The organism is Arenibacter aquaticus (genome assembly GCF_003957295.1).
Classification (GTDB): Bacteria; Bacteroidota; Bacteroidia; order Flavobacteriales; family Flavobacteriaceae; genus Arenibacter; species Arenibacter aquaticus.
Genome location: NZ_RQPJ01000003.1, coordinates 134,877 through 159,967, shown reverse-complemented (window position 1 = coordinate 159,967; position 25,091 = coordinate 134,877). Strand labels below are relative to the sequence as shown.

At 40.8% G+C, this 25,091-nt stretch carries 17 protein-coding genes; 12 read left to right on the top strand and 5 right to left on the bottom strand.

The annotated features are described in order from the left end of the window. Nucleotides 1–3 precede the first annotated feature (3 nt). The 3 genes from EHW67_RS07850 to EHW67_RS07840 all read right to left on the bottom strand — a co-directional run bounded on the left by EHW67_RS07850 (nucleotide 4) and on the right by EHW67_RS07840 (nucleotide 3,660). Nucleotides 4–900, bottom strand: coding sequence for a sugar phosphate isomerase/epimerase family protein (locus EHW67_RS07850; RefSeq protein ID WP_238389868.1), 897 nt, complete (start codon nucleotides 898–900; stop codon nucleotides 4–6). Nucleotides 901–983: 83 nt separating this feature from the next. After that, the gene (locus EHW67_RS07845; RefSeq protein ID WP_126161826.1) at nucleotides 984–2,231 is read right to left on the bottom strand and encodes an MFS transporter; all 1,248 of its coding nucleotides are present in this window, start codon (nucleotides 2,229–2,231) and stop codon (nucleotides 984–986) included. A gap of 544 nt (nucleotides 2,232–2,775) precedes the next feature. After that, a complete protein-coding gene (locus tag EHW67_RS07840) occupies nucleotides 2,776–3,660 on the bottom strand; it encodes an AraC family transcriptional regulator (RefSeq protein ID WP_126161825.1) in 885 nt (294 codons plus the stop codon). A 349-nt stretch (nucleotides 3,661–4,009) separates the two neighbouring features. Here EHW67_RS07840 and EHW67_RS07835 point away from each other — a divergent pair, with 349 nt between their 5' ends. From EHW67_RS07835 to EHW67_RS07800, 8 genes are all read left to right on the top strand, one after another. Then, nucleotides 4,010–5,152: a ThuA domain-containing protein gene (locus EHW67_RS07835; RefSeq protein WP_202911929.1), complete on the top strand. Its 1,143-nt coding sequence runs from the start codon at nucleotides 4,010–4,012 to the stop codon at nucleotides 5,150–5,152. Nucleotides 5,153–5,175: 23 nt separating this feature from the next. Then, entirely contained in the window at nucleotides 5,176–6,225 is a 1,050-nt protein-coding gene (locus EHW67_RS07830) for a sugar phosphate isomerase/epimerase family protein (RefSeq protein ID WP_126161824.1), read from the top strand. Nucleotides 6,226–6,296: 71 nt separating this feature from the next. Continuing rightward, nucleotides 6,297–7,451 (top strand): Gfo/Idh/MocA family protein, encoded by a 1,155-nt coding sequence (locus tag EHW67_RS07825; RefSeq protein ID WP_126161823.1) that lies wholly within the window; start codon nucleotides 6,297–6,299, stop codon nucleotides 7,449–7,451. Between the two features lie 75 nt (nucleotides 7,452–7,526). After that, entirely contained in the window at nucleotides 7,527–8,639 is a 1,113-nt protein-coding gene (locus EHW67_RS07820; RefSeq protein WP_126161822.1) for a zinc-dependent alcohol dehydrogenase, read from the top strand. 57 nt (nucleotides 8,640–8,696) lie between these two features. Further along, nucleotides 8,697–9,713 (top strand): NAD-dependent epimerase/dehydratase family protein, encoded by a 1,017-nt coding sequence (locus tag EHW67_RS07815; RefSeq protein ID WP_126161821.1) that lies wholly within the window; start codon nucleotides 8,697–8,699, stop codon nucleotides 9,711–9,713. After that, complete coding sequence (locus EHW67_RS07810) at nucleotides 9,713–10,684, top strand: Gfo/Idh/MocA family protein (RefSeq protein WP_126161820.1); 972 nt, start codon at nucleotides 9,713–9,715, stop codon at nucleotides 10,682–10,684. The genes EHW67_RS07815 and EHW67_RS07810 overlap by 1 nt, the downstream gene beginning before the upstream one ends. A gap of 12 nt (nucleotides 10,685–10,696) precedes the next feature. Next, on the top strand, nucleotides 10,697–13,873 hold the full coding sequence (locus tag EHW67_RS07805) for a PVC-type heme-binding CxxCH protein (protein WP_126161819.1): 3,177 nt from the start codon (nucleotides 10,697–10,699) through the stop codon (nucleotides 13,871–13,873). Between the two features lie 336 nt (nucleotides 13,874–14,209). Beyond that, the gene (locus tag EHW67_RS07800) at nucleotides 14,210–14,416 is read left to right on the top strand and encodes a hypothetical protein (RefSeq protein ID WP_126161818.1); all 207 of its coding nucleotides are present in this window, start codon (nucleotides 14,210–14,212) and stop codon (nucleotides 14,414–14,416) included. Between the two features lie 96 nt (nucleotides 14,417–14,512). Here EHW67_RS07800 and EHW67_RS07795 read toward each other — a convergent pair whose 3' ends face one another. Together EHW67_RS07795 and EHW67_RS07790 are read right to left on the bottom strand one after the other, a co-directional pair. Further along, on the bottom strand, nucleotides 14,513–17,521 hold the full coding sequence (locus tag EHW67_RS07795) for a DNA polymerase III subunit alpha (protein WP_126161817.1): 3,009 nt from the start codon (nucleotides 17,519–17,521) through the stop codon (nucleotides 14,513–14,515). A gap of 295 nt (nucleotides 17,522–17,816) precedes the next feature. Continuing rightward, nucleotides 17,817–20,516 carry a putative LPS assembly protein LptD gene (locus EHW67_RS07790; RefSeq protein WP_126161816.1) on the bottom strand — a complete coding sequence of 900 codons (2,700 nt, stop codon included), beginning with the start codon at nucleotides 20,514–20,516 and terminating at the stop codon, nucleotides 17,817–17,819. 135 nt (nucleotides 20,517–20,651) lie between these two features. On the opposite strand from EHW67_RS07790, the gene EHW67_RS07785 reads away from it, so the two are divergent. Genes EHW67_RS07785 through EHW67_RS07770 form a run of 4 tightly spaced genes read left to right on the top strand, consistent with a single transcriptional unit; the run spans nucleotide 20,652 to nucleotide 25,090 of the window. Continuing rightward, nucleotides 20,652–21,932 (top strand): N-acetylmuramoyl-L-alanine amidase family protein, encoded by a 1,281-nt coding sequence (locus EHW67_RS07785; protein ID WP_126161815.1) that lies wholly within the window; start codon nucleotides 20,652–20,654, stop codon nucleotides 21,930–21,932. A gap of 56 nt (nucleotides 21,933–21,988) precedes the next feature. Then, on the top strand, nucleotides 21,989–22,945 hold the full coding sequence (locus EHW67_RS07780; protein ID WP_126161814.1) for an MlaD family protein: 957 nt from the start codon (nucleotides 21,989–21,991) through the stop codon (nucleotides 22,943–22,945). Nucleotides 22,946–22,955: 10 nt separating this feature from the next. Beyond that, nucleotides 22,956–24,281 carry a (Fe-S)-binding protein gene (locus tag EHW67_RS07775; RefSeq protein WP_126161813.1) on the top strand — a complete coding sequence of 442 codons (1,326 nt, stop codon included), beginning with the start codon at nucleotides 22,956–22,958 and terminating at the stop codon, nucleotides 24,279–24,281. 17 nt (nucleotides 24,282–24,298) lie between these two features. Continuing rightward, nucleotides 24,299–25,090: a (Fe-S)-binding protein gene (locus EHW67_RS07770; protein WP_126161812.1), complete on the top strand. Its 792-nt coding sequence runs from the start codon at nucleotides 24,299–24,301 to the stop codon at nucleotides 25,088–25,090. Nucleotide 25,091: the final 1 nt, after the last annotated feature.

Genomic DNA, 25,091 nt, shown 5'->3' with positions numbered 1-25,091 from the left:
ACATTATTTAATTCCCATTCCTTCCTTAATCAATTTTATGCCTTCTGTATAAATCTGCTCAGAAGGGGAGTAATCCCTCCAAACATTAATAGCATTGGCAAATTCAGGGATTATAGTGCTAAAGGCTTCAATAGTTAACCAACCATCATACTTAATTTCCTTTAGTCCATTAAACACGTCTTTCCAATTAACCTGTCCACGACCCGGAGTTCCCCTGTCGTTTTCACTAATATGCACATGCTTTAAATGGGGCGCTATTGTTTTTAGGGCTTCAGATTGACTCTTTTCTTCAATATTTGCATGATGGGTATCAAACATTGCTCCTAGGTTTGGGTGGTTTACCGCCTCTACCATAGTCCCTAGGTCGGCCATAGTATTGTATAAATAGCATTCAAACCGGTTAACCGCTTCCGGTGTCAGGATGATATTTGATTTTTGGGCATATTCTGCCGCTTTATAAAGCATTTCATTACTCCATTGTTTCTCCTGTAGGGTAGGAGGTTGCCGAGTAAAATAGGCAAATGTGGAATGAAAAGGACCGCATATGACTTCAACATTGGCGGCCGCGGCCATATCTATGGTCCATTTTAATTGTTCCAGTCCGGCTTCTCGTATTTTCTTGTCAGGACTGGCTATATTCTGTTCAGGTGACAAAGCGCCTACGGCAGTAACTCCCATATTGATACTGGAAAAATGCTTGCCTAGTTGGGAATAGTGCTTTTCATTGCCCTCTCCTAAGAATAACTCAATTCCATCATACCCAGTTTTTTTTAAGGTGTCAATAATACTGTAGTGTTCCTCGGTGACATGGTTTGTCCAGAGCAACATGTTCATTCCAATCTTCATCTCTTGCTTTAATTGATATTTAAATGTATATATCCCGTCCAATTCCCTGTGCACTGTTTGGTATTCTTTTTAAAGAATGCTGCCTTTGCCAAGCCCAAGGAATTGGGGGATATTCTAGAATTTTCTAAATAGGTGCTTTAGGCTACGGCTTCCTGTGTTTTTTCTTTTTTAGAGGCCTTTACCCAAAACCATAAAATGGTAAATAGTATGATCAAAATGCCAGGAAATGCTACCATGGTGCCCAAGGTGTCTTGTCCCGCTACCAGTTCCAATTCGTCACCGGTAAGGCCTTGTGCTGCTGCTTCTGCCTTGTCCTTATCAATCCATCCACCAATTATAGGTTGAAATATAGAAGAAGAGAACATTCCTACGGCACCGATGATAGACATACCCAAGGCACCACTTTTTGGAATTTTATCGGCAACAAAACCAATCATATTTGGCCAGAAATAAGCAATTCCCAAGGCAAAGAATACCGCTGCTACATAGGCCATAGCTCCCGTTTGGGTGCTAAATAGATAAATTCCAAGGGTTGCTAAAACCGCAGATCCAAGTAGTACGCCTGTTTGGTCAAATTTTTTCACCACATCACCACCAAAATATCTTGCTATTGCCATAAGTCCGGTTGTTAAGGCAAGTATCCACATGGGCTTAGCACCACTCTTGGCCAAAATTAGACCCACCCATTGTTGAGGTCCAAATTCGGATATCGCTGTTAAGGACATACAAACAACCATGAAAAGGAATAATGGAGATACCATGGCTTTTAAATTACCGCTCAATGTGGCTGCAGCCTCAACCTTGGCTTTTGGCCATGATTGTCCAAAAAATAAATAAGCATATATTAATGTTGGAATCATTATTAGCCATATTTGTGTTTGCCAGGTTAAACCAGTACCGGTCATAAAATCAGACAGTAGACTTCCTATCATAATTCCACCGGGGAACCACATATGAAAACGATTCATCATTTTACTCATCCTAGTGCCAGAGTAGGCATCTGCTATCATTGGGTTACAGGCTGCTTCTGTACATCCGTTTCCAAGGCCTATTAACAAGGTAGAGATTAGTAGACCTATGTAACTGCCAGAATAAATGGTCATGATTATACCAACGGCGTGAGCCAAAAAGGCAAACTGCATAATGGCTTTCCCACCTACTTTGTGGTAGATTAATCCACCCACTACCATAGACAAAGGGAAACCAAAGAACCACATGGAATTTATAAAACCAAGTTGTTCGGCACTTAGACTTAGCTCTTCCCCAAGTTGCGGAAGAATTCCAGCTCTTATACTAAAAGAAAATGCTGTAGTAATTAAAGCAAAACAGCTACCGTAAAACAGCCTATTTGCATTGTTTTTTTGTTGATCATTTGAATTTTCCATCGGTTGTGATAAATTTTTGATTAGAGGTTTTTTAATATTTATAAAATTATTTCAGCCTATAAGTTTAGTTTGTTTTTTACAATAATCATAATTTATTTTTAAATGATTTGTTAAATGAAAAAAAAGGCAGCCCTTATTTTATGCTTTTAATATCTGTTACAACTATTAAATGATCAGGGGTATTTTTAGCCCAAAAATAAAATCTGATAAATGTAATTCTAAAAGGGTTTTCAAAATTCCTATATCCTACTAAATAATGATACTATTTTGTCGTGTAGTGTATTGAATTTTTGGGAAGCCTATGTGAGAGGGGGAATTAATAGTCTTATGTAATATAGGTGATTGCAGGCTTTTTTTTTTCTTGTGATTAGGCAATGGAAGTTTGGAGCTTAGGATAAAATTTGCTCATTGTCAACTATTTGAAAGATAAATTATTTGGCAATAGACCTTAGCGGAATTAATTATACCCTATTATGTAGTTGGTATTCACTCCTTAGGAAAAGTTGAAATATCTGTAGTCCGGAGCCTTTTTGATAAATGGTAATTAAGATATGCTAGTTTTAATATTTAGGAACAACTTGCGGTATTCATGTGGGCTCATATGTACAATGGCCTTGAATTGTCTGTTAAAATTGGAGAGAGCGTTAAAACCACATTCATAACTAATTTGTGATATATTGAAATTGTCTTCCAATAACAATTTTCTAGAATGCCCTATTCTTATTTCATTCACAAAACGGGTGAAGGTCTTGTTGGCCCTTGGTTTAAAATACCGGCAGAATGATGTAGTGGTCATGTTTAGCATTGATGCAATCTCCTCCAAGGATATTTTGGTCTTAAAATTAGTCATAACATAGTCGTATACAATACGCATCTTGTCTGCGTCGTCCCCTTTAAAAACATTGGTGTACCCTGGGCTGGACAATAAGTTGTATTCCTTACTGTTGGCAAGGATATCTATGATCTCAAATAATTTAATAATTCTACGAAAGCCCTGTTCGTTATTGATTTTTAGAAGTAGTTTGTTTATCTTATTACGTGTCTCACCATAAAATTCCATTCCCCTAACAGAATTTTCTACAAACTTGTTTACATTGTAAAACTCTTCCTTGGCCAACAAAGCTTCGCTAAAGAGTTCATGGTCAAAATATATGACCAGACCTCTAGTGCTCAATGTACTGTCCTTTTCAAAATAGGCATCATCGCTTCGCCACAGATGGGGGAGGTTGGGGCCAGTTACCACCAGATCTCCCTCTTCAAAGGACTGTACATGGTCTCCAACAAACCGGGTTCCCTTTCCTTTGGCTATCAACGAAATTTGGTAATCAGGGTGAAAGTGCCAATGGGGATTAAAGTAGGGCCCAATCATATCTTTATAGATAAATGTTTCCTTGGTGGTAAGCGTTTTTTCAATGTTTGGTGTGCTCATAAATTTCCCTAACGAATATAATTTCTGCTAATTTATGACAAAAAAGTGTCATCATTTAGTAAAATATAGGGAATATCAATCCTTATAGTATTTTAGATTTGTAAAGCTTAATTTTAATACTTCAATTTCTGAGGTAAGTTTTTTATGGATAGTGCATAAAAAAGAATAATTAATTTGGATATTGGCAAACAATTGAGGTGATGACAAGTTGTTAGCATTAATGAGGTTTGTACAAGGTTGGCCGTCCAAAACTTTACAGCAGGCATGCTGCTTTATAAATACAGGTCAACTGCTGATACAGTGTTGAATTTTTATGTTGGAATCATTAATTTTCGGGAAATCTTTTTGTATGAAAAAATCAGGGTTGCTAATTGTGTTTTCTACCTTGGTTTTTCTTATGGGTTCCTGTGGCGATATTTTTATGGGAACTGATGATGATTCAGTTGTGGGCATTGCTATGGCCCCTGCGGACTTGGGGCATAAAATGGTTGGCAATTTGGAATATGTCGCAACCACCGGGAGAGGCGATACTGCTGATTACTGCGTAACCTATGAAGGGGAAAAAGGACAGGGCAAAGGAAAGCATATTGTTTTTATAGCTACCGATCACGAATATAGGGGAGAGGAAACCTTACCTGCTTTGGCTAGGATTCTGGCCAAAAGATACGGTTTTAAGTGTACGGTAGTTTGGGCCTTGGATGATGAGGGGAATATTTTTCCCGGTAGTTCTAACCTAAAAGGTCTAGAGGTGCTTGAAGAAGCAGATCTCATGGTTATTTTTACAAGGTTCGCAAATTTTGAAGATAAGCAGATGCGGTATATAGATGATTATTTGCATAGGGGCGGACCGGTGATTGGACTAAGGACGGCTACCCATGCCTTTAAGAATTCCGATAACCCTAATTGGGGTCATTATGATTATAAATATAACGGTTCCAAGAAGGCTTGGCAGGGCGGCTTTGGAGAAGTGGTGTTGGGGGAGACCTGGGTAGGTCACTACGGTAAGAACCACCAACAGGCCTCCAATTTATTATTGGAAGATGTAAATAAGGAACATCCCATACTGCGAGGCGTAGAAAATGCCTGGGCCCAGTGTGGTGGGTATAACGCCTATCCGGAAGGGAAAAATTTAAAGATATTGGCACGTGGACAGGTGCTTAACGGGATGACTCCCAACGCGGAACCGGATACGACCAAGGAAGAGCTACCGGTAGCCTGGGTGCGTACCTATCAATTGGAGAACGGAAAAGCCGGACGAGCATTTACAACTACCCACGGAGCGTCAGAAGATATTTTAAGTGATGGTTTTAGAAGAATGCTGATCAATGCCTGTTTATGGGGCGTGAAAATGGAAAATACGATCAAGGCAGATAATCCTATCGATTTTGTTGGAGGATATCAGCCATCAACATTTAATTTTAAGGGCTTTCAGAAGAATGTTAAACCCTCTGATTTGGCGGGTTGGGATTCTGTGATAATGCCAAGAAAATAATAATAACGATTAAATCAACAGTTATGCCAGAAAACAATTATCCTAAACTCCACAACGCCTCGTGGCCCGGTGTAGTGGGGAAAGGACCAGATTCAGAGCCACCATTGTCTATTGATACCATGATCGAATTAACGGCCAATGCCGAAGTGGATGGGGTTAAATTTGATGGATTCGACCTTTTTGTTGCCGATCCACATTTGGATATAGACTCCAATGACGACGCTATTAAGAAAATGGCAGATAAGGCCAGATCCAAAAATCTAGAGATCGGAAGTTTGGTTGCTCCAGTGTGGGCTGGTACAGGTGGGGGATCGGCTATGGGATCACGCGAAGAGCGTAATCAATTTATAACCCAGGTGAAGAAGGCTTGCGAAATTGGAAAAAAATTAAGGGATATTGGTGTACGCCCTAATGGGGTAATACGAATAGACTCCTCGGTAGACCCCTCTAGCTGGGCGGCAGATCCGGCGGGCAATACCAAATTAATAGCCCAGACATTTAGGGAAGCCTGTGATGTTGCTGCCGATTATGGTGAGGCTTTGGCTGCAGAAGGTGAAATCTGCTGGGGCGGAATGCACGGATGGAAAACAATGGTGAATACCCTTGAGGCAGTAGACAGGCCTAATATTGGATTTCAGGCCGATATGGCCCATACCTTACTCTACCTTTTGGGGTACAATAAAGAGGATGAAAGAATATTGCCCAAAGATTTTGATTGGAATGATAGGGCAACCTTGACCGAAGGGCTTAAAACATTGACCGCTGCCCTAAGACCATGGACTATTGATTTTCATGTGGCACAGAACGATGGTACCGTTTTTGGGTCTGGTTCACATGATAAAACAGGTAGACACTGCCAGGCTTCGGATCCCAATGGTAAATTGGATATAGCGGTGGATGCCGGTCATTGGTTGCGTGATGAAAATGGTAACCTAACCAAAAAATTAAGACATATCTGTTGGGATGGATGTATGTTTCCAAATGACGTTATGATGCAGCCCAAAACCTGGAACGATATTTTGGGGGCAATGATCAAGGTGCGTCAACAACATGGTTGGTACGAGGCACCATAAAGACCAGCATAAAATGGTTTTGTACTTATTTTTTTACTAATTATTAATTTAAAATATAAAATAGCATATACATGTCAAGTAAGAAAGAATTACGAATAGGAATGGTAGGATACGGATTTATGGGAAGGACCCATTCCAATGCTTATCGTAGGGTTGGCAATTTTTTTCCAGAACTGGAGTATCAACCTGTATTAAAGGCCATCTGTGGGCGTAACCAAGAGAGAACCCAGGCCTTTGCAGATCAATGGGGATATGAATCCATTGAGACCGATTGGAAAAAATTGATTGCCCGTGATGATATTGACGCTATTGACATCTGTACGCCCAATAATATGCACGCAGAAATAGCTATTGCTGCTGCCGAAGCGGGAAAAATGGTGTTGTGTGAAAAACCCTTGGCCAGAACCGTTGAGGAAGCACAGCCAATGGTAGATGCAATAGAAAAGGCAGGAGTGCCCAATACGGTTTATTTTAACTACAGAAGATTGCCGTCGGTAACCTTGGCAAAACAACTTATAGATGCCGGTAAATTGGGTAGAATATTTCATTATCGTGCCAATTTTTTACAGGACTGGACCATTAGTCCGGAGCTTCCCCAAGGAGGAGAAGGTTTGTGGCGTTTAGATAATGCGGCCGCAGGTTCTGGGGTAACCGGGGACCTATTGGCGCACTGTATAGATACCGCCATGTGGCTAAATGGAGGTATCAAGGATGTTTCTGCTATGACCGAAACCTTTATAAAAGAACGTGTACACACTGGAACCGGAGCAAAACAAGAGGTGACCATAGATGATGCCTGTATGTTTCATTGTCATTTTGACAACGGTTCATTGGGTATTTTTGAATCTACACGCTATGCAAGAGGTCATAAGGCCCTTTATACCTTTGAAATAAATGGAGAGCACGCTTCTATAAAATGGAACCTTCATGATCTTAGTCGCTTGGAGTATTTTGATCATAGGGACGAATCTCAGGAAAGAGGATGGCGTTCCATTCATGTAACGGATGGGGATCATCCTTATATGGACAAATGGTGGGTGCCAGGTCTTTCAATTGGGTATGAACATAGTTTTGTGCATCAAATTGCCGACTTCCTCAAGGCGTTGAGTGAAGGCAAACCTTGTTCCCCTACCTTCAAAGAAGCCCAGGAAACACAAAAAGTATGTGAAGCTGTTTTGGAGTCTGCCAAGACCAAGAGCTGGAAAGATACCGGTGTTAAATGGTAGTGTTTTAATATGGTTTTAAAATTAAATGACTAATTTTTGAGCCTCAAATAAAATTTTTAATAATAAAATATCCCAATGAGTAATTCTATAAAAGGTTTTTGTCTTAAAACCAATGAAAAAATATACCCTAATACCGATCAATCGGTACTGAGTAATTCTGAAGTGGTAGACATGGAAATTCCACCACTAAAGGAAGGGGAAATATTAGCAAAGACCTTATTTACAGGAATTTGTGGTTCGGACAATAGCGCAACAATAGGTAAGGCCAATTTTGATTGGGTACAACGCCCTAGGGTGATAGGGCATGAATTCAGTGCTCAGGTATTGGAATTGGGGCCTGGGGATCATGGTGATCTTAAGGTGGGGGATATATTTACCCCCTTGGCTATGTTAGGATGTAGAGAAGAGGATTGTCCCGCTTGTAGTGTTTCCAAATGGAATCTATGTCCGAAAAAGGAAATTATAGGTTTCCATAGAAACGGAGGGTTTGGTCAGCAAGTTGTATTGGAGTCGGATCGAGTTGTGCCTTTAATGGAAGGGTTAACGCCAGAACAAGGTGCCTTGGTAGAACCGCTATCTATTATAACCAATGCCTTGTACAATAAATGTGATATAAAACCAGGTCAAGATGTAGTGGTAACAGGCTGTGGGATTATAGGGATGATGTCTGCAGAAGTTGCCAAAGCTGCTGGAGCGCGGGTAGCGGTTACCGGTATTGCCCATGATCGTGATATCCGTTTAAAGAGGGCCAAGGAAAGAGGTTTTATTACAATAGAAGTGTCACCCGAAAATTCCTTGACTTCACAATTGCAAAATGGTCTTACCGATGATCAGGGTATACCATTTGGTACCAATGGAAAAGTAGATTTGCTAATAGAGTGTTCTGGAGTGGCTCCCGTTCTTACCGAAGCCGTTGGCGTGGTGAAACCGGAAGGTGATATTTGTGTGATTGCCACATATGGAACCGATGTATCGATCAATGCAACTCATCTAACACGTACTTCATTGAATATGAGAGGGTCTATGGGGTCATGTAGGGCAGACTATATGGCGGCTCAAAAATTGATGGTAACCGGAATTTTTCCATCCGAACACTATACGGATTTCTATGATTTTAAGGATATAAATCAGGCTTTTGAGGATTCCATCAAGGCTAATAACATGAAGGCAGTTGTTAAAATGAACTAGGAGTTCATCTTATTACTGTGGACCTATTTTTTAATATCTAAAAACAAGCATAATAACATGCACACAATATTTATTACCGGAGGTACGGGTTGTATAGGGTCGGTAACTATTTACAAACTACTTCAATCAAAGGAAGTGGGGAAAATTGTCATCGCTTCCCGATCAAATAATGCTGACCCCTTAAAATTATGGTTGGGAGAAGATCTGGATTCCCGCCTGGAGTTTGTTACTTTGGACGTAGCCAATTATGATGCTATGGAGGAGACCTTATTAAAGGTAGACCCAACCCATATCATACATTTGGGGGCCTATCAAAGTCCGGACTGTTCCAAGTTTCATATACGGGGAATGGAAATTAATACCGGGGGAACCATGGCCTTATTTGATGCGGCCGAAAAACTCACTAACCTAAAGCGGTTTGTTTTCGCAAGTTCCGCAGCTGTTTACGGTATGCGAGCCATGTATCCGCAAGCTACTATAAGTGAGGATGCCCAGTTGGCTCCACCCAATCATTATGGTATCTGGAAATTGGCAGGGGAACATTTGGCCCGCTTATTCCATGATAATACCAAGGTGCCTACTGTTTGCCTGAGGATAAATACTACCTATGGCAAGGGTAGGGACAAAGGCAAAACATCGGCACCTACCAATGCCCTAAAAGCTATTGCCATGGGGGCGGTTTCGGGAAAGGTAGTTCCGTTTAAAATGCCCTATCAAGGTAGGGAGAACTATCATTTTGTAGAAGATGTGGGAGCCCACTTTGCCGAATGTGCCTTGCAGGAATATAAAGGTTTTGGAGCATTTAATATTAAAGGAAGAACTATTCCTATCCAAGATTTTCTAAAAATTGCAGAAGAGCAATCAGAGGCTTTGGGGATGGGAGCGTATGCAAAATTATCCGTTGTTCCTGATGCCCCACCAAATTTATTTGTGTCCGATTTGGAACATGATAAAATAGACGCTACTTTTAAAAATTTACCCTTAACGGATATAGGGGAGGGCGTACGCAAATCACTGCAGGAATTTAGAAATATGGCGGAGAAAGACATATTGGATTATTCAATAGAGAATTAATGAAAACGATAGGAATAGGATTTATAGGTGCAGGAGATATCGCTAATTTACATGCAGAGGCCATAAACAGTTTACCAGGTGCCCAATTGGTTGGACTGTGGAATAGAACCTACGAAAAAGGTGTGGCCAAAGCGGCCAAGTATGGGTGCAAGACATATAAGACAGAGGACGAATTATTTGAAGATGCAGCAATAGATGCGGTTTTTATATTGACAAATATGGAGACCCACTGTGATTATACTTTAAGAGCAGCCAAGGCAGGAAAGCATATTTTGGTGGAAAAACCAGCAGCTTCCAGTATTGCCGAATTGGAGAAAATGCAAAAGGCAGTTGAAGAGGCAGGTGTACAATGTATGCCGGTGCATAACTATATTTACGAAGCTGGCATTAAAAGGGCCAAAGCCATGATAGAAAGTGGCAAATTGGGAGATATTTCCCAATTCTATATGATGTACAATATTCATCATGCCGATGAAGTAAGGGCGCGTTATCCAGGTGTAATTCGCCAAATACTGACCCATCACAGTTATACCATGTTATATCTGGCCGGACAGCCCAAAACAGTTTCCTGTTTAAAATATACTGTGGATACTACTATAGCTCCTCAGGAAAATGTGGCCATGGCCAATATTCAAATGGAAAATGGCACGCTTAGCCATTTATCTGCTAGTTTTGCCAACGATGATCATGCTGGTGATCCCTGGACCTGTATTATTAAAGTAATAGGCACCAAGGGAAGCACGCGATACAGTTATCGCGATTGGGTCATAAATGAGCAAAATGGACCACATTCACAGACCTTTCAATGCTATCCGGAATCAATAAAAAATACGGCAACACACTTCATAGACGAGGTTTTGCGGAACAATGGGAAACCGCTTTCCAGTTTGGAAGATGCCATAACATGCCAACGTATCATAGAAGCTTGCGAACAATCAGTGGATCAGGGAATTCACGTTAAAATCAATTAATTGTATTATAAAATGAAGAACATCTTTAAAAAAGTGACTTTGGGAAGGGCTTTCCTTATCCTTTTTCTAGGTCTAGGCCTCGACAGCTGTAGTAAACAGGAGGAAAACACCTTAAAAATTGAAAGCAATTCCCATATTGTATTGATTGGTAACAACCTTGCGTCCCGAATGATGAATTTTGGCCATTTTGAGACCGAAATGCAGTTACGTTACCCCAATGACTCCTTGTACATACGTAACATGGCCGATGGTGGCAATACCCCAGGTTTTAGGCCCCATTCTTCCAGAGTTTCACCATGGGCTTTTCCCGGGGCGGAATTGTTTCAGACAGAACTGGCTCAAAAATCAGGAAGTAAAGGTCATTTTGAAACGGAAGACGAATGGTTGACCAGATTGGAAGCCGATATTATAATTGCCTTTTTTGGGTATAATGAATCTTTTCAGGGATCTGAGGGTCTTGATAATTACAAAGAGGAACTTCGCGCTTTTATAAAGCATACCCTAAAACAAAAATATAACGGTGCTGCCGCTCCGCAATTGGCAATTGTATCGCCTATTGCTTTTGAGGACCTTTCCGATAAGATGGACCTGCCCGATGGGAAAAAGGAAAACGGGAACCTGGCAATGTACTCAGAGGCAATGGAACAGGTGGCATTGGAAGAAGGCGTACTCTTTGTAGATGCCTTTGAGCCAACAAAAAATTGGTATGAAACCGAGACTACTAGTTTGACACAGGACGGTTTTCAGCTAAACGACTTTGGATATCAGAAGTTTGCCAAGTTGTTGGCAAATGAAATTTTTGGCGAGAAGAAGGCCAAGGCCGAAGAGAATCGTGAATTGGTGTTGGATGCGGTAAACGAAAAGAACTGGTTTTGGCATAACGACATTAAAATTCCCAATGGGGTGCATGCCTATGGAAGGCGTTATGATCCCTATGGTCCGGACAACTACCCTTATGAGATTGAAAAAATACGCCAGATGACGGCTATCAGGGATACTGCCATCTGGGAAGCTGTGAAGGGCGAAAAGATGGATTTGGCCGCTAGTGATGCCAAGACCAGAAAACTTCCTCCTGTAGAGACCAATTATCAACCCAGTAAAAAGAATGGTACGCCCGAGTATTTGTATGGGCAGGATGCCTTGGATAAAATCTCAACAGCACCTGGTTATAAAATAGAACTTTTTGCTTCAGAAGAGGAATTTCCAGACCTTGCCAATCCAGTACAAATTTCCTTTGACAACAAGGGAAGATTGTGGGTTGGAGTAATGCCAAGCTATCCACACTACAGACCAGGGGATAGTAAGCCAAATGATAAACTGTTGATACTGGAAGACACGGACAATGACGGTAAGGCCGATAAGCAAACTGTTTTTGCAGACGGACTTCATCTAACTATTGGTTTTGAGTTTGCACCTGAAGGGGTGTATGTTTCCCAAGGAACCAATCTAATATTGTTGAAAGATACCGATGGGGATGACAAGGCCGACGCCAAGGATATTATTTTAAGCGGATTTGATGATCATGATACCCACCATGCCATCAGTGCTTTTACCACAGATCCGTCCGGAGCAATTTACATGGGAGAAGGGGTTTTCCTTCACACCAATGTGGAAACCGCATATGGGACTGTTAGAGGAACCAACGGAGGATTCTATAGGTATAGTCCACAAAGACATCATTTGGAGCGCACGGCACAGTTGCCTATTCCAAATCCATGGGGTATTGCATTTGACGATTGGGGACAGCCCTTTTTTGAACACACCTCTGGCCCGTCTGCTACATGGATGATGCCCGGAACTATTTTGCCACGCTACGGTGTAAGTTCTCCGCTACCGGAAAACCTTATCGAAAAAGATCACTTAGTGCGACCTACCTCAGGATTGGAATTTGTATCTAGTAGGCATTTTCCAGAAGAGGCACAAGGCAATATGTTGATTGCCAATACTATTGGTTTCTTAGGTATAAAGGAACATTCAATGGTAGATGACCAAAAAACTGCCGGTTATGTTAGTAGGCATCAAGAAGACCTAATTTCCGCAACCGACAAAAATTTTCGTCCCGTGGATTTGGAATTTGCACCTGATGGATCTTTATATGTTATAGATTGGCACAATGTTCTTATAGGGCATATGCAGCACAATGCCCGTGATCCGTTACGTGATCATGCGCACGGTAGGGTTTACAGAATTACCTACCCATCAAGACCGTTGGTAGAACCAGCTAAAATTGTTGATGCCTCTATAGAGGAGCTATTGGACAATTTGAAGCTACCGGAATACCGTACCAGATACCGTACAAAAAGGGAACTTCGTGCCAGGGATGCATCCGAGGTCTTGTCCAAACTTAAAACTTGGGTTGCGGACCTGGATAAGAGTAATCCTAAGTATGAGCATCATCTCTTGGAAGCCTTGTGGGTAACCTGGGGCTTGAACCAGGTAGACCAAGACCTTTTGGAGAAAATGCTAAATGCTAAGGATTTCCGAGCCAGAGCGGCTGCTGTAGGTGTGCTTCGCTATGCCGGACACCAAATTACAAATCAGGCCGAACTTCTTATGCAAGCAGCCAAGGACGACAATTCCAGAGTGCGTTTACAGGCATTGGTAGCAGCATCTTGGTTAGGTAAGGATGTGGGGATTCCTATTATCACCGAGGCCGGTAAAAAAGGCCTGGACAAGTGGATGGAAAAACCGTATAAAGCGGCACTCGCACATTTAAATGGACATAAGATGGGAGAAGAGCCCAAAGAGGTGATCAAAACCGACCTCAAAGGAAGGGATTTGGAACTGTTAGTAGCTGGAAGGGAAGTCTATATGAGAGACGGGTATTGTGCCACCTGTCACCAATCTGATGGTCAAGGTTTGGAAGCATCAGGTTTTCCACCGCTGGCAGGATCCAAATGGGTAACCGGTAGTGAGGAACGACTAATAAAGTTAACGACCAATGGCCTTATGGGGCCAATAGAAGTTAACGGTAAGAAATATCCTGGACAGGTACCAATGACTCCCTTTGGTAAATTGCTAAATGCCGAGGAAATGGCTGCCGTCCTGACCTATGTGAGAAATACATTTGGTAATAAAGCCTCTGTAATTTCTGCAGATAAAGTGAAGGAGGTACAAGAAAAGATCAAGGATAAAGAAGGGTTTTATTCACCAGCGGAATTGTTGAAAGAACACCCTCACAGTAAATAATTGGAATAAACGTTTTAATTGCAAAACTTTGGTGTAAATGCCAATAAAAGATTTTCTTTTATTGGCATTTACACTTTTATGCGAGTATTAACTAGGCCTATCAATTCATAGAATGTAAATAAATAATTTAAAATACCTTTTTTATTAAATTATATCATTTTAATCAAAAAGTGCTTCTGTTCCTAAGTTTTTGTTAAAAACAATGGTTTTTTTAGGTTAGTACATAAATAAATCATAATATGGTCGATTAAGGTATTGTGTTCTTGCTCATAGTATAATGAGTCTTTAACATGAAACCATATTTTATATAAATTAACACTAAAATAATTAGTACATATGGGTAGGCCGGCGACAAAACCAACGGAGCTTAAGGATGGATATTATATTGAAGTTCGAAATAGAAATCAGAAAACAGGTGGCATTAAAATCAGAAGGGATACGGAAGAGCAAATGCTAATGGCTTTGGAAGAATATAAAAAAAGCAAGGATGTTACCGTATTGGGTAAGCTGAAAAATGGAAAAATGATGGACTTGGCAGGATAAGTTGCTACGTTTTTTAAAAAAAAGTATTAAATGGCCCCGCCTTTGGCGGGGCTATTTGTTATTAAGGTAATTGAACGGCAAGGAAGCAGTAGCGGTTCATTTTTTTGGAAACTGTTGCTTTAAGGAACTGGTTTTTAGGTCAGCATAACGGGGGTCTGGGATATAATCTTCCTTTTGCATTTTTATGACTTCTATACTTAAAAAACCAAATTCACTAACTACCTTTCCGTAAAAGCGATAAATGCCCTTGCCCCTAAAAAAGTACTGGGCGGCTATAGGGGGGAAGAGTACGGTATCAAAAACTTCCCCAAATTGATCTACCAATGTGGCAAAATTCATACGGGTTCCTTTGTGTGTCCGGGTATTTTTTACGGTTACCAAATAACCATATATATCTATATTTTTGTCAAGGTTGGCCTCCAAATCCTTTTTGCCGTTATTGTTCTCTGGTGGTTTGGCCAATAGTTCAAACGGACTACATAATGTAAATCCCATTAACTCTAACTGTGTAAAGGCCGTTTCCAAATTAGTAGCGTACAAATGAGGGATTTTAAAATTCTTATGTTTGGCCGGAAATAGTTTGGGGTGATCCAAAGTAGGGCTTTTGGACAGGGAGAGGTGTGCCTGCCATAATAGCTCGTGTTTATTGATTCCCGTAAATTTAAAGGCATCTATCCTTATTAGAATGCTCAATTGCTCAATGGAAATTGAAACCCTATCCAGGAAATTGGTCAATGATGTATATTCTCCATTGGTTTTTCTTTCCTTTAGGAGTTGTTCTACTACCCGTTCTTCCAGTTCCCTTAGGTACATATAACCCAGATAGAGTTTTTTTCCGTACAGGTAGTTACCCATAAAACTTTTGTTAATACAGGGCGAATGTATTGTAGCCCCTAGCATTCGGGCTTCGTGAATATAAAATTCGGCACTGTAGAAACCCCCGCCGTTATTTAAAACCGCCACCATATACTCTATGGGGAAATACGCCTTTAAGAATAAGGTCTGGTAACTTTCCACTGCGTAGGAGGCAGAATGTCCCTTGGCAAATGCGTATCCGGCAAAACTGGCTACTTGGTCCCATATTTCAAAAATAAGTTTATCATCGTAACCTTTTTTTAGGCAATTGTCAACAAACTTATCCTTTACCTTTTGAAATTCATCCCTAGAGCGAAATTTACCGCTCATTCCCCTTCGCAACACATCGGCTTCGCCAAGGCTAAGTCCGGCAAAATAATGGGCCACTTTAATAACATCTTCCTGATAGACCATGACCCCATAGGTCTCTGGCATTATAGAAAGCATTACCGGATGCGCTCTTTCCTCTGCGCGCTTGGTATCCCTATGTCTTAGGATGTATTCGCGCATCATCCCGCTTTTGGCCACCCCAGGCCTTATGATAGAACTGGCCGCCACAAGGCCAAGATAGTTGTCTACCTTTAGTTTTTTTAGCAGCATACGCATGGCAGGCGATTCAACATAAAAACACCCCATACATTGGGCAGTCTTAACTAATTCATTGATGATAGGATCGCTCTTAAATTTTGCAATGTCATGAATGTCTATACTATCTCTTTTACCAGGCTGGTTATATTCTATGATTCGCAGGGTCTCTTCAATTTTGGCCAGTCCACGTTGGGAAAGAATATCAAATTTGTAAAGGCCTACATCTTCGGCAATCACCATGTCAAAATGGGTAGTGGGATACCCCTTGGGTGGAAGATGGGTAGCTGAAAAATAATGTACAGGCTTTTCGGTAATCAATATTCCCCCGGCATGTATGCTCAGGTAATTGGGCATTCCCTTGATCAGCGCACCGTATTTTAGAACTAAACGGCCAATTTCATCCAACTGTGATGTTTGGTATTTTCCACTGCATAATTGATCTATTTCTTCTTTGGGTAGCCCAAAGACCTTGCCCAGTTCCCTAATAACCCCTTTTTCTTGAAATGTTACATAGGTGCCCAAAAGGGATACATTGGGGAAACGGTCAAAGATATACCGGGTCATGGCTTCCCTGTCCTTCCAGGAGAAATCTATGTCAAAATCGGGCGGGTTAACACGATAGAGGTTGATAAAACGTTCAAAATAAAGGTCAAGCTCAATTGGGTCTACGTCGGTGATTCGCAATATATAGGCTACAATACTATTGGCGCCACTTCCCCGACCTACGTAAAAAAAACCTTGGCTCCTTGCATGGGAGATTATATCCCAATTGATGAGAAAGTAAGATACAAATCCCATCTTTTTGATTAAATCCAACTCTTTTTGGAGTCGCCCTAAAATAACATCATCTACCGCTCTATGCTGATATCGTTCCGCTAGTCCCTCATGGCATAATTTCTCTAAAAGCGCCTCATCAGAGGAGGTGTCACCTAAATAAGTGTTAAGGTTTTGAGGTTTTCGATCTTCTGAAAAATCGAAATATATATTACAGGAGTCCAGCAGGCGTTTGGTGTTTTTCAATATAAAATCAAACTCGGAAAAGGCGCTGTTCAAATCCGCCAGTGGTAGCATTTTTTCTTCAGGATCGGCCTCTTCGGATTTTGGTAGTTTACTTAGGAGGATATTATTGTCTATTGCCCGCAATAAACGATGCGCATTAAAGTCGCGTTTATCCCTAAAGCTGACCGGTTGCTGAACCACTAATTTGTCCTTTAATTCCTTTAGATTGGAAAAGGGCAGTTTTCTTAGGTCCTTAAGGGATACGCCTATAAACTCATTTTTCTTAAAAGTGGCAATTTGGTCTTGGGTCACCTTGTTAAAAGGGTAAATGACAAAGGCATTTTTAAACGCAGGTGCAGGGATTGTAATCTTTTTTTGGTCGTGTAATTGTAAGGATAGGAAATTGTTCAACTCTTGGTAGCCTTCATTGTTTTTGGCCAGGCCAACAAAATATTGGTCCACCCCATTCCTAAAGTCAATTCCCAATATGGGTTTTATACCAAATTCCTGAGCTTTTCTAACAAAGTTTAGCCCTGCTGAAGTGTTATTGATATCGGTTAGGGCCAATTGCTCTAATTGGTTTTCTCGAGCCAAATTCAGAAGTTCTGCCTCAGAAAGCGTTCCGAAGCGTAGACTGTAATATGTATGGCAGTTTAGGTACATTTTAATTTCCTGTTTTGCACTAAGCTTATAGATCACAAAATAGAAAGGGCAAATTTTACGGCTATTCTTCTATTATGGAGACGTCTGTAAGCACCTAGGGTGTGCCCCTTGATATTAGTATCCCTTATAGGGTTAAAAAGGGGAGGTAGGGTTTGCTGAACCATGGTTAAAGATAAAGAATTTATGCCGCCCAAACTCCTAACAATACGCCATTAAGTTTGTTCTTTAAAGGGAGAGAAAGTGTTTGGCTTTAAGGTCGTGTGGCACTCAGGCAGCTAGCAGTACATATTCCCTTCTAGTTTCGTTTACTTCTATTTTCCCATTTAAGATCTTGGAGAATAGAACTCTTTATACCAATAAAGAAATACCAGCGTTTGTAGGTTCCAAATGGAGTCCAGTTAAAATTCATCCTAAAACTCTTAAGATCCCGTTCAAAGCGTAATTGGGTCAAGGTGAATCCTTTGTTTTTAAAGTCGTATCCGGAAGAGCCTCCTACCTTCCATCTGGGGGAAAGTTGAATATTCCCGGAAAACATCAGGGCATGACTACCTATAGTATTCTGTCTGTTGGAATTAGTGTAGTTAACGGCATAGGACAATCGTAGGTCCCAAGGTAATTCGGTGCCGTAAATGGGGTTTTCCACATCTTCACCTTCCTCTTCGCGATCCCCTGGTCTGTTGGCATTAAAATCATCGGCCTTTCCAAAAAGGTCGTCATCCCTACCTCCACTGGAGGCTACATAGTCGTATTCATCTTTTTCATCAGGCTTTTCCTCTTTCTTTTTTCCGAAAGTTTCGCTGCTTAAAGAGTAACTTACATTTCCCCTGGCCGAGGTTAGTCTAAACAAACTACCTCCGTTGTCAACATTAAAGGTGTTTATTCTAGTGCCGTTGTTGTCAATGGCATATGGGTCTAAACTAGCTCCAAAGTTAATAGACATCTTGTTGTTAAGAATGTTGGTACCTCCACTTATATTAACAGCGCTTAATTTTAGGGAATCGGCTTCAAAGTTGTATCCGGTAGAGAGGTTTAAGTTGCTTAGAAGCGATATCTTTTTGGGTTTGGTGGCTGTGGAATCCTTGTCGCGCACCTTGGCTTCAAATTGGTTTCCTAAGGAAAAACTCAATGAACTGGATTTATTTAGTCCTGGTGCCCCATTTAGGGTGCCTTCAAATCTACTGTAATATTCCAGTTCGTTGTCTTGCCCAATGTAACTATCGTAAAATTGATCAAAAGAAGGTGTATATCCATAACTAAGTGATGGGCGCATTACGTGCCTTATGGCCTGAATCTTTTTGTCTTCACCAAAATTTACGGTTCCATAAAGGGTAGTCCCAATGCTGGTACTGAAGTTATATTTATTATAGCGGTCAAAACCACTAATGGTATCTGTGACAACTTCACTGTTACTGTCTTCATCGTATCCCCTTTCATAGGTTTCAATGGCCCAAACGTCCTCGTAGGATCCGCCTACACTAACACTAAAATGTTTGGCCACCTTAAAATTGGTACTTAAAGGAATGGTGTGTTTGGCCCCAAAGAGTGAATTTTCGAACATTCTACTCGTTAAAAAATCCTCTTCAGTAGTAGTAATACTATTCCTGGCATTAAGGTTGTATTGAAGGTTAACATTTTGGAGTATGCCTTTTTTTATACCTTCTTTGGGGGCAAATGGGTATATCCGTTCCATACTTCCCTGTAAGGTGGGCAGGGTTACGTTTACCACCTGGGTATTGGTATTTTGGTTGTGCGTGGCCGTAAGACTTAGGTTAACTGAGGGGTAGGCTGGAAAAGTCTTGGAATAGGATATGGATGACGATAAATTGTTTACTTGGGTATTGGGCAGATTTTGCTGTAATAGAGAGTTTCTGTAATAAGAGCTACTCCCCAGGTTTACAGAGGCCTGAAATCTGGAATTTGGATTACTCTTGGTGTCTTGTGAGTGGGAAACTTGAATGTTGTAAATGGTACTTCTGCTGTAATCACTAAACCCTTTCTGGCTAGTGACCAGATTTTCATATCTAAAATTTATGTTTCCCCTGTATTTATATCTTTTGGTGTAGACAGACTGTGCCCTGAGACCGTAACTTCCGTTACCGTACAAATCCCCGGTAAGGGTCATGTCTACGTAATCGTTAAGAGGTATGTAGTATCCTCCGTTTTGTAAAAAATAGCCCCTGTCCGGGTCACTGCCAAAGGTAGGCATCATTAATCCGGCTGTTCTTCCCACTGTTAAGGGAAAGTAAGCAAAAGGCAGGGCAACCGGGGTGGGGACATCCGCAATATAAAGGTTGCTAAAACCGGCGATAACTTTCTTTGCCGGGACAAATTTGGCCTTTTTAACGCGAATGTAATAATCTGGATTCACGGTATCCTTGGACGTTGTAAGCTTGCCTTCACTTAGGAAGTAAACAGAGTCGTTTTCCTTTTTTGTGATTTCGGCATACACCTTCATGGCATCACTGCCCAATTGCCCTAGACCGGCCTGTTGCTCTGTCCGGGAATTCCAGATAATGGCCTTCTGGCTATCAAAATTAAAACGTATAGAATCGGGTATTACCTCATTTTCGCCTTGTTTAAAAAATGGCAATTGGGTGTAATTTCCCAAAGAGTCCTTGATCCTACCGGCATAAACCTCATTTTTAACGTAATCCATGATGATGATTCCCGCCTTTAACTCGGTATCTTGGTAATAGAGCTCAGCCTCGTTGTAGAGGTATATTTTTTGATCCTTTTGGCTCAACTTTACATAGTCCTTGGCCTTGTATTTTATTTTGTCCAAAAGAAGTGGCGGTTTCCCGGCCAATGTGTCTATTTTAGCAGTATCGGATACAATTGTGTCCTTAAGCTTTGGATCGGGCATAAGGGGCGCTTTGATGGTATCCCGATACCCCACAATGGGCAATGGCTTAATTTGGTCTTCTTGTGCAGTGGCAATAAAAGCACCAAATAATAGGAGCAATAGGAAAAGTACATGATGTTTATTTGATTGCAAAGCTATATATCCTATTTTTGTAACGGTTTCGCTACATTTTGGGTTCAAACTTACATATATTTTTTGTGTTGCCTGTAGGGTATTGCGATAAATTTAACCTATTTAAAAGATCAAATTAGCTCTAGTGATATGAATATGAAACGGTTTTGTATTATTCCCTTAATAATTTTAACATATTTTCAAGTTTCTTTTGGCAAAAATATTAAAACCGATGACAATGACGGAAAATTTGTTGTGGTTTTGGATGCCGGTCATGGTGGGCACGATCCTGGGAATTTAGGGAACGGCTACCTAGAGAAAAACATCGCCTTGAGGATTGTTTTGAAGGTAGGGGCCATACTGGAGAAAAACCCAGATATAAAAGTGATTTATACCCGTAAGGACGACACTTTTGTGGATCTATATAAACGGGGGGAAATTGCCAATAAGGCCAATGCAGATTTGTTTGTATCGGTGCATTGTGATTCCCATAGTTCGGATGCCCATGGTGCCGGTACCTTTGTTTTGGGGCTGCACGCCAATAAGCAGAATTTTGAAATAGCCAAAAAAGAAAACTCCGTAATTTATCTCGAAGACAATTATGAGAGTAGGTATGCTGCTTATGACATTAATTCTCCGGAATCTATTATTGGACTTACCATTATGCAAGAGGAGTTTTTGGATCAGAGCATAAACCTGGCCAAATTAATGCAGGAAAATTTTGCCAAAAAATTAAAACGGACCGATAGAAAGGTGAAACAGGCGGGATTTATTGTACTGCATCAAACCTTTATGCCCAGTGTACTAGTGGAAACGGGCTTTCTGACCAATAAGGCAGAAGGGGCTTATTTAAATTCCAAAAAAGGTCATGATGAAATGGGCAACGCCATAGCCAACGCAATACTAACCTATAAAAAGGAAATGATATCCGATGTTGGTAATTTGGTGGAGCAGGAGACAACGGTAGCCTCAAGTACCCGTAAGGAGCGGGAAAAAAAATCTACCCAGGTCGTAGCACAACAGAGGCCTGTTAAGAATATCCCTAAAACAGTACTGGTGGTGAAAAATGAATCGGACAATACCACCAAGGAAATAGCCAAAGAGCCCAAGAAACCGGAAAGTAAGAAAGAATCGGTTAAGGTGGCGGACAAAGCAGCTTCCAAGAAGTCGGCGAATATCATTTATAAGGTCCAGATTTTTGCCAGTTCAAAGAATATTCCATTGCATTCTGAAAACTTTAAAGGGTTAAATACCCTCTCTAAGGAGCCCTATAAGAATTTATTCAGGTATATGTACGGCAATACGGATTCACATTTTCAGGCTACCCTTTTAAAGAGTAATGCGGATGCCAAAGGATATACCACATCATACATTGTTGCCTATAAAGACGGGGTTCGTATCTCGGAAACTGAGGCGCTTAAATACGCATCGGAATAATAGCTGCTCTTCTGAAAATTATTTCTAATTTTGTTAGTAACTGAAAAATCAAGCTTTTGAAAATATCTAGGGAAATAAAAACTGGTATAATTGTATTAGGTGGTATATTATTGTTTATACTGGGATTTAGTTATTTAAAATCAACACCTCTTTTTGATGACAGCAAAACCTTTTACGCTGTATACAGCCATGTAGGGGGATTGCAATCCGGAACACCGGTCACCATCAATGGTTTCTCTGTAGGGAAGGTAAACGATATTAGATTTAGCGATGCCTCTGGGAACCTGTTGGTAACTTTTACCGTAGACAATAGTTTTTCCTTTTCAAAAAACAGTAGCGCTGAACTTTACGATACCGGAATAATTGGGGGAAAAGGTATACAGATAAAGCCGGTATTCGACGGTGCCGAAATGGCGAAATCAGGAGATACCCTGACATCCAGTACACGGCCAGGTCTTACGGAATTGGTGCAACAGCGTTTAACACCATTGCAATTAAAAGTGGAAGGAGCAGTTTCCAATGCAGATTCGCTTTTGATGAACGTAAACGATATATTGGATCCGAATACCAAAAAGGACCTCAGGGAAAGTATAAGGGGTTTAAATGATTTGGTGACAAGTTTTCAGGGTAGTGCCAACAGCCTAAATTCTTTGTTGACAGAGAACAAGGATGAACTGGATAATTCCATACACAATTTGAATGCCATTACTACCAACTTTAATAAGTTGTCCGATACCTTGGTGAATGCCGGATTGGGAACAACCATAAAGGGACTTCAGGCTACAATGGGGAATATTAATGATATGATGGCGAAAATTGAAGACGGAGAGGGGTCATTGGGGAAATTGGTAAATGACAAGGCTTTGTATAATAACCTTGCTGATGCTTCCAAGGAATTGGATCTTTTATTACAGGATTTCCGTCTAAATCCCAAACGCTATGTAAATGTTTCTGTCTTTGGCAAGAAGCAAATAGAATATACCCTTCCCGAAGAAGACCCAGCTGAAAAATAGAAATTAGATTATGGATTATATTCCCAATATTGTTTTTGCCATTGTTCTTTTTCTTGGGATAGGATACTTTGCAAGAAACGTTAAAAAACTGTCCCGTAACATTAAACTGGGCAAAGATGTAGATACTAGTGACAACAAGTCGCAACGGTGGAATAATATGGTACGGATTGCTCTGGGACAAACAAAAATGGTGGTAAGACCAATTCCTGGAATCCTTCACATTATAGTGTACCTAGGCTTTATTATTATCAATATAGAGGTACTGGAAATTATAATCGATGGCCTTTTGGGAACGCATCGGGTTTTTTCATTCATGGGCGGTTTTTATAGTTTCCTAATTGCTTCATTTGAGGTCTTGGCGGTTATGGTTATTGTGGCCGTAGTACTTTTTTGGATACGCAGGAACCTTATAAAACTAAAGCGTTTCCTGAACCCTGAAATGAAAGGCTGGCCCAAAAAAGACGGCAATTTAATATTGTATATAGAATTGGTATTGATGCTGTTATTTTTGACGATGAACGCAGCAGATTTTCAATTGCAACAAATGGATGCTGCAAATTATACCAAGGCTGGGGCGTTTCCCGTAAGTCAGTATATAGCTACTTTCTTTCAAGGATTACCCATTTCTACGCTTATATTGATAGAAAGAACCGCTTGGTGGGCACATATTCTTGGTATTTTAATGTTTTTGAATTATTTATACTATTCCAAGCATTTACATATTTTATTGGCTTTTCCCAACACCTATTATGGCAAGTTAAGACCAAAGGGGCAGTTAGATAATTTGGAGGCCGTTACCAAGGAAGTTCAATTGATGATGGATCCAAGTGCCGATCCTTTTGCCGCAGCTGATGAAAATGCCCCGGAACCCGAAAAGTTTGGTGCTTCGGACGTAATGGATCTAAAATGGGTACAATTGATGAATGCTTATACCTGTACCGAATGTGGTAGGTGCACAAGCGAATGTCCGGCCAATATTACAGGTAAACAACTGTCCCCACGTAAGATTATGATGGATACTAGGGATAGGTTGGAGGAAGTGGGCAAGAATATAGATGCCAACAAGGGAGTGTTTGTTCCTGATGGGAAACAGCTGTTGGGCGATTATATTAGTCATGAAGAACTGTGGGCCTGTACATCATGTAATGCCTGTGTGGAGGCTTGTCCTGTTAGTATTGATCCCTTGTCCATTATTATGGATATGCGCCAATATTTGGTGATGGAACAATCAGCCGCACCTTCAGACCTAAATAATATGATGGGCAATATAGAAAATAATGGGGCGCCTTGGCCATTTAACCAAATGGATAGGTTAAACTGGAGCAAGGAAGCTTAATATAACATACCGTTAGGATGGAGAATGAATTGAAAGTACCAACAATGGCAGAACTTACTGCTGCAGGCCAACAACCAGAAGTTTTGTTTTGGGTAGGATGTGCAGGGAGTTTTGATGATAGGGCTAAAAAGATCACTAAGGCTTTTGTTAAAATTTTAAATAAGGCCAAAGTCAGTTTTGCTGTATTGGGAACAGAAGAGAGCTGTACTGGCGACCCTGCAAAAAGATCGGGAAACGAGTTTTTGTTTCAGATGCAGGCGGTTACCAATATAGAAGTGTTGAACGCCTATGAAGTAAAAAAGGTAGTTACTGCCTGTCCACACTGTTTTAATACTTTGAAAAATGAATATCCAGGACTAGGAGGTAAATATGAAGTGGTGCACCATACCCAGTTCCTAAAACAATTGTTGGAGGAAGGAAGGATAACCATGGAAGGCGGTAGGTTCAAGGGTAAGAAAATTACCTTTCATGATCCCTGTTATTTGGGAAGGGCCAATAATGTATATGAGGCTCCGCGTGAACTCATCCAGAAATTGGATGCGGAATTGGTGGAGATGAAAAATTGTAAAAAAAAGGGATTATGCTGCGGTGCTGGTGGAGCCCAAATGTTTAAGGAACCAGAAAAAGGAGATAAGGATATTAATATAGAACGCACGGAACAGGCGCTGGAAACTAAACCGGATATTATTGCAGCAGGCTGTCCTTTTTGTAATACCATGATGACAGATGGTATTAAAAATAAGGAAAAAGAGTCTGAGGTAGCGGTACTGGATATCGCCGAGCTGATAGCCAAGGCAGAGGATCTGTAAA

Bases quoted from the DNA above. Each gene is read 5' to 3' on its own strand.
- EHW67_RS07820 (WP_126161822.1), top strand. From the start codon at position 7,527: ATGAGTAATTCTATAAAAGGTTTTTGTCTTAAAACCAATGAAAAAATA.
- EHW67_RS07845 (WP_126161826.1), bottom strand. From the start codon at position 2,231: ATGGAAAATTCAAATGATCAACAAAAAAACAATGCAAATAGGCTGTTT.
- EHW67_RS07775 (WP_126161813.1), top strand. From the start codon at position 22,956: ATGGATTATATTCCCAATATTGTTTTTGCCATTGTTCTTTTTCTTGGG.
- EHW67_RS07835 (WP_202911929.1), top strand. From the start codon at position 4,010: ATGAAAAAATCAGGGTTGCTAATTGTGTTTTCTACCTTGGTTTTTCTT.
- EHW67_RS07795 (WP_126161817.1), bottom strand. From the start codon at position 17,521: ATGTACCTAAACTGCCATACATATTACAGTCTACGCTTCGGAACGCTT.
- EHW67_RS07810 (WP_126161820.1), top strand. From the start codon at position 9,713: ATGAAAACGATAGGAATAGGATTTATAGGTGCAGGAGATATCGCTAAT.
- EHW67_RS07805 (WP_126161819.1), top strand. From the start codon at position 10,697: ATGAAGAACATCTTTAAAAAAGTGACTTTGGGAAGGGCTTTCCTTATC.
- EHW67_RS07815 (WP_126161821.1), top strand. From the start codon at position 8,697: ATGCACACAATATTTATTACCGGAGGTACGGGTTGTATAGGGTCGGTA.
- EHW67_RS07840 (WP_126161825.1), bottom strand. From the start codon at position 3,660: ATGAGCACACCAAACATTGAAAAAACGCTTACCACCAAGGAAACATTT.
- EHW67_RS07830 (WP_126161824.1), top strand. From the start codon at position 5,176: ATGCCAGAAAACAATTATCCTAAACTCCACAACGCCTCGTGGCCCGGT.
- EHW67_RS07800 (WP_126161818.1), top strand. From the start codon at position 14,210: ATGGGTAGGCCGGCGACAAAACCAACGGAGCTTAAGGATGGATATTAT.
- EHW67_RS07825 (WP_126161823.1), top strand. From the start codon at position 6,297: ATGTCAAGTAAGAAAGAATTACGAATAGGAATGGTAGGATACGGATTT.
- EHW67_RS07785 (WP_126161815.1), top strand. From the start codon at position 20,652: ATGAAACGGTTTTGTATTATTCCCTTAATAATTTTAACATATTTTCAA.
- EHW67_RS07770 (WP_126161812.1), top strand. From the start codon at position 24,299: ATGGAGAATGAATTGAAAGTACCAACAATGGCAGAACTTACTGCTGCA.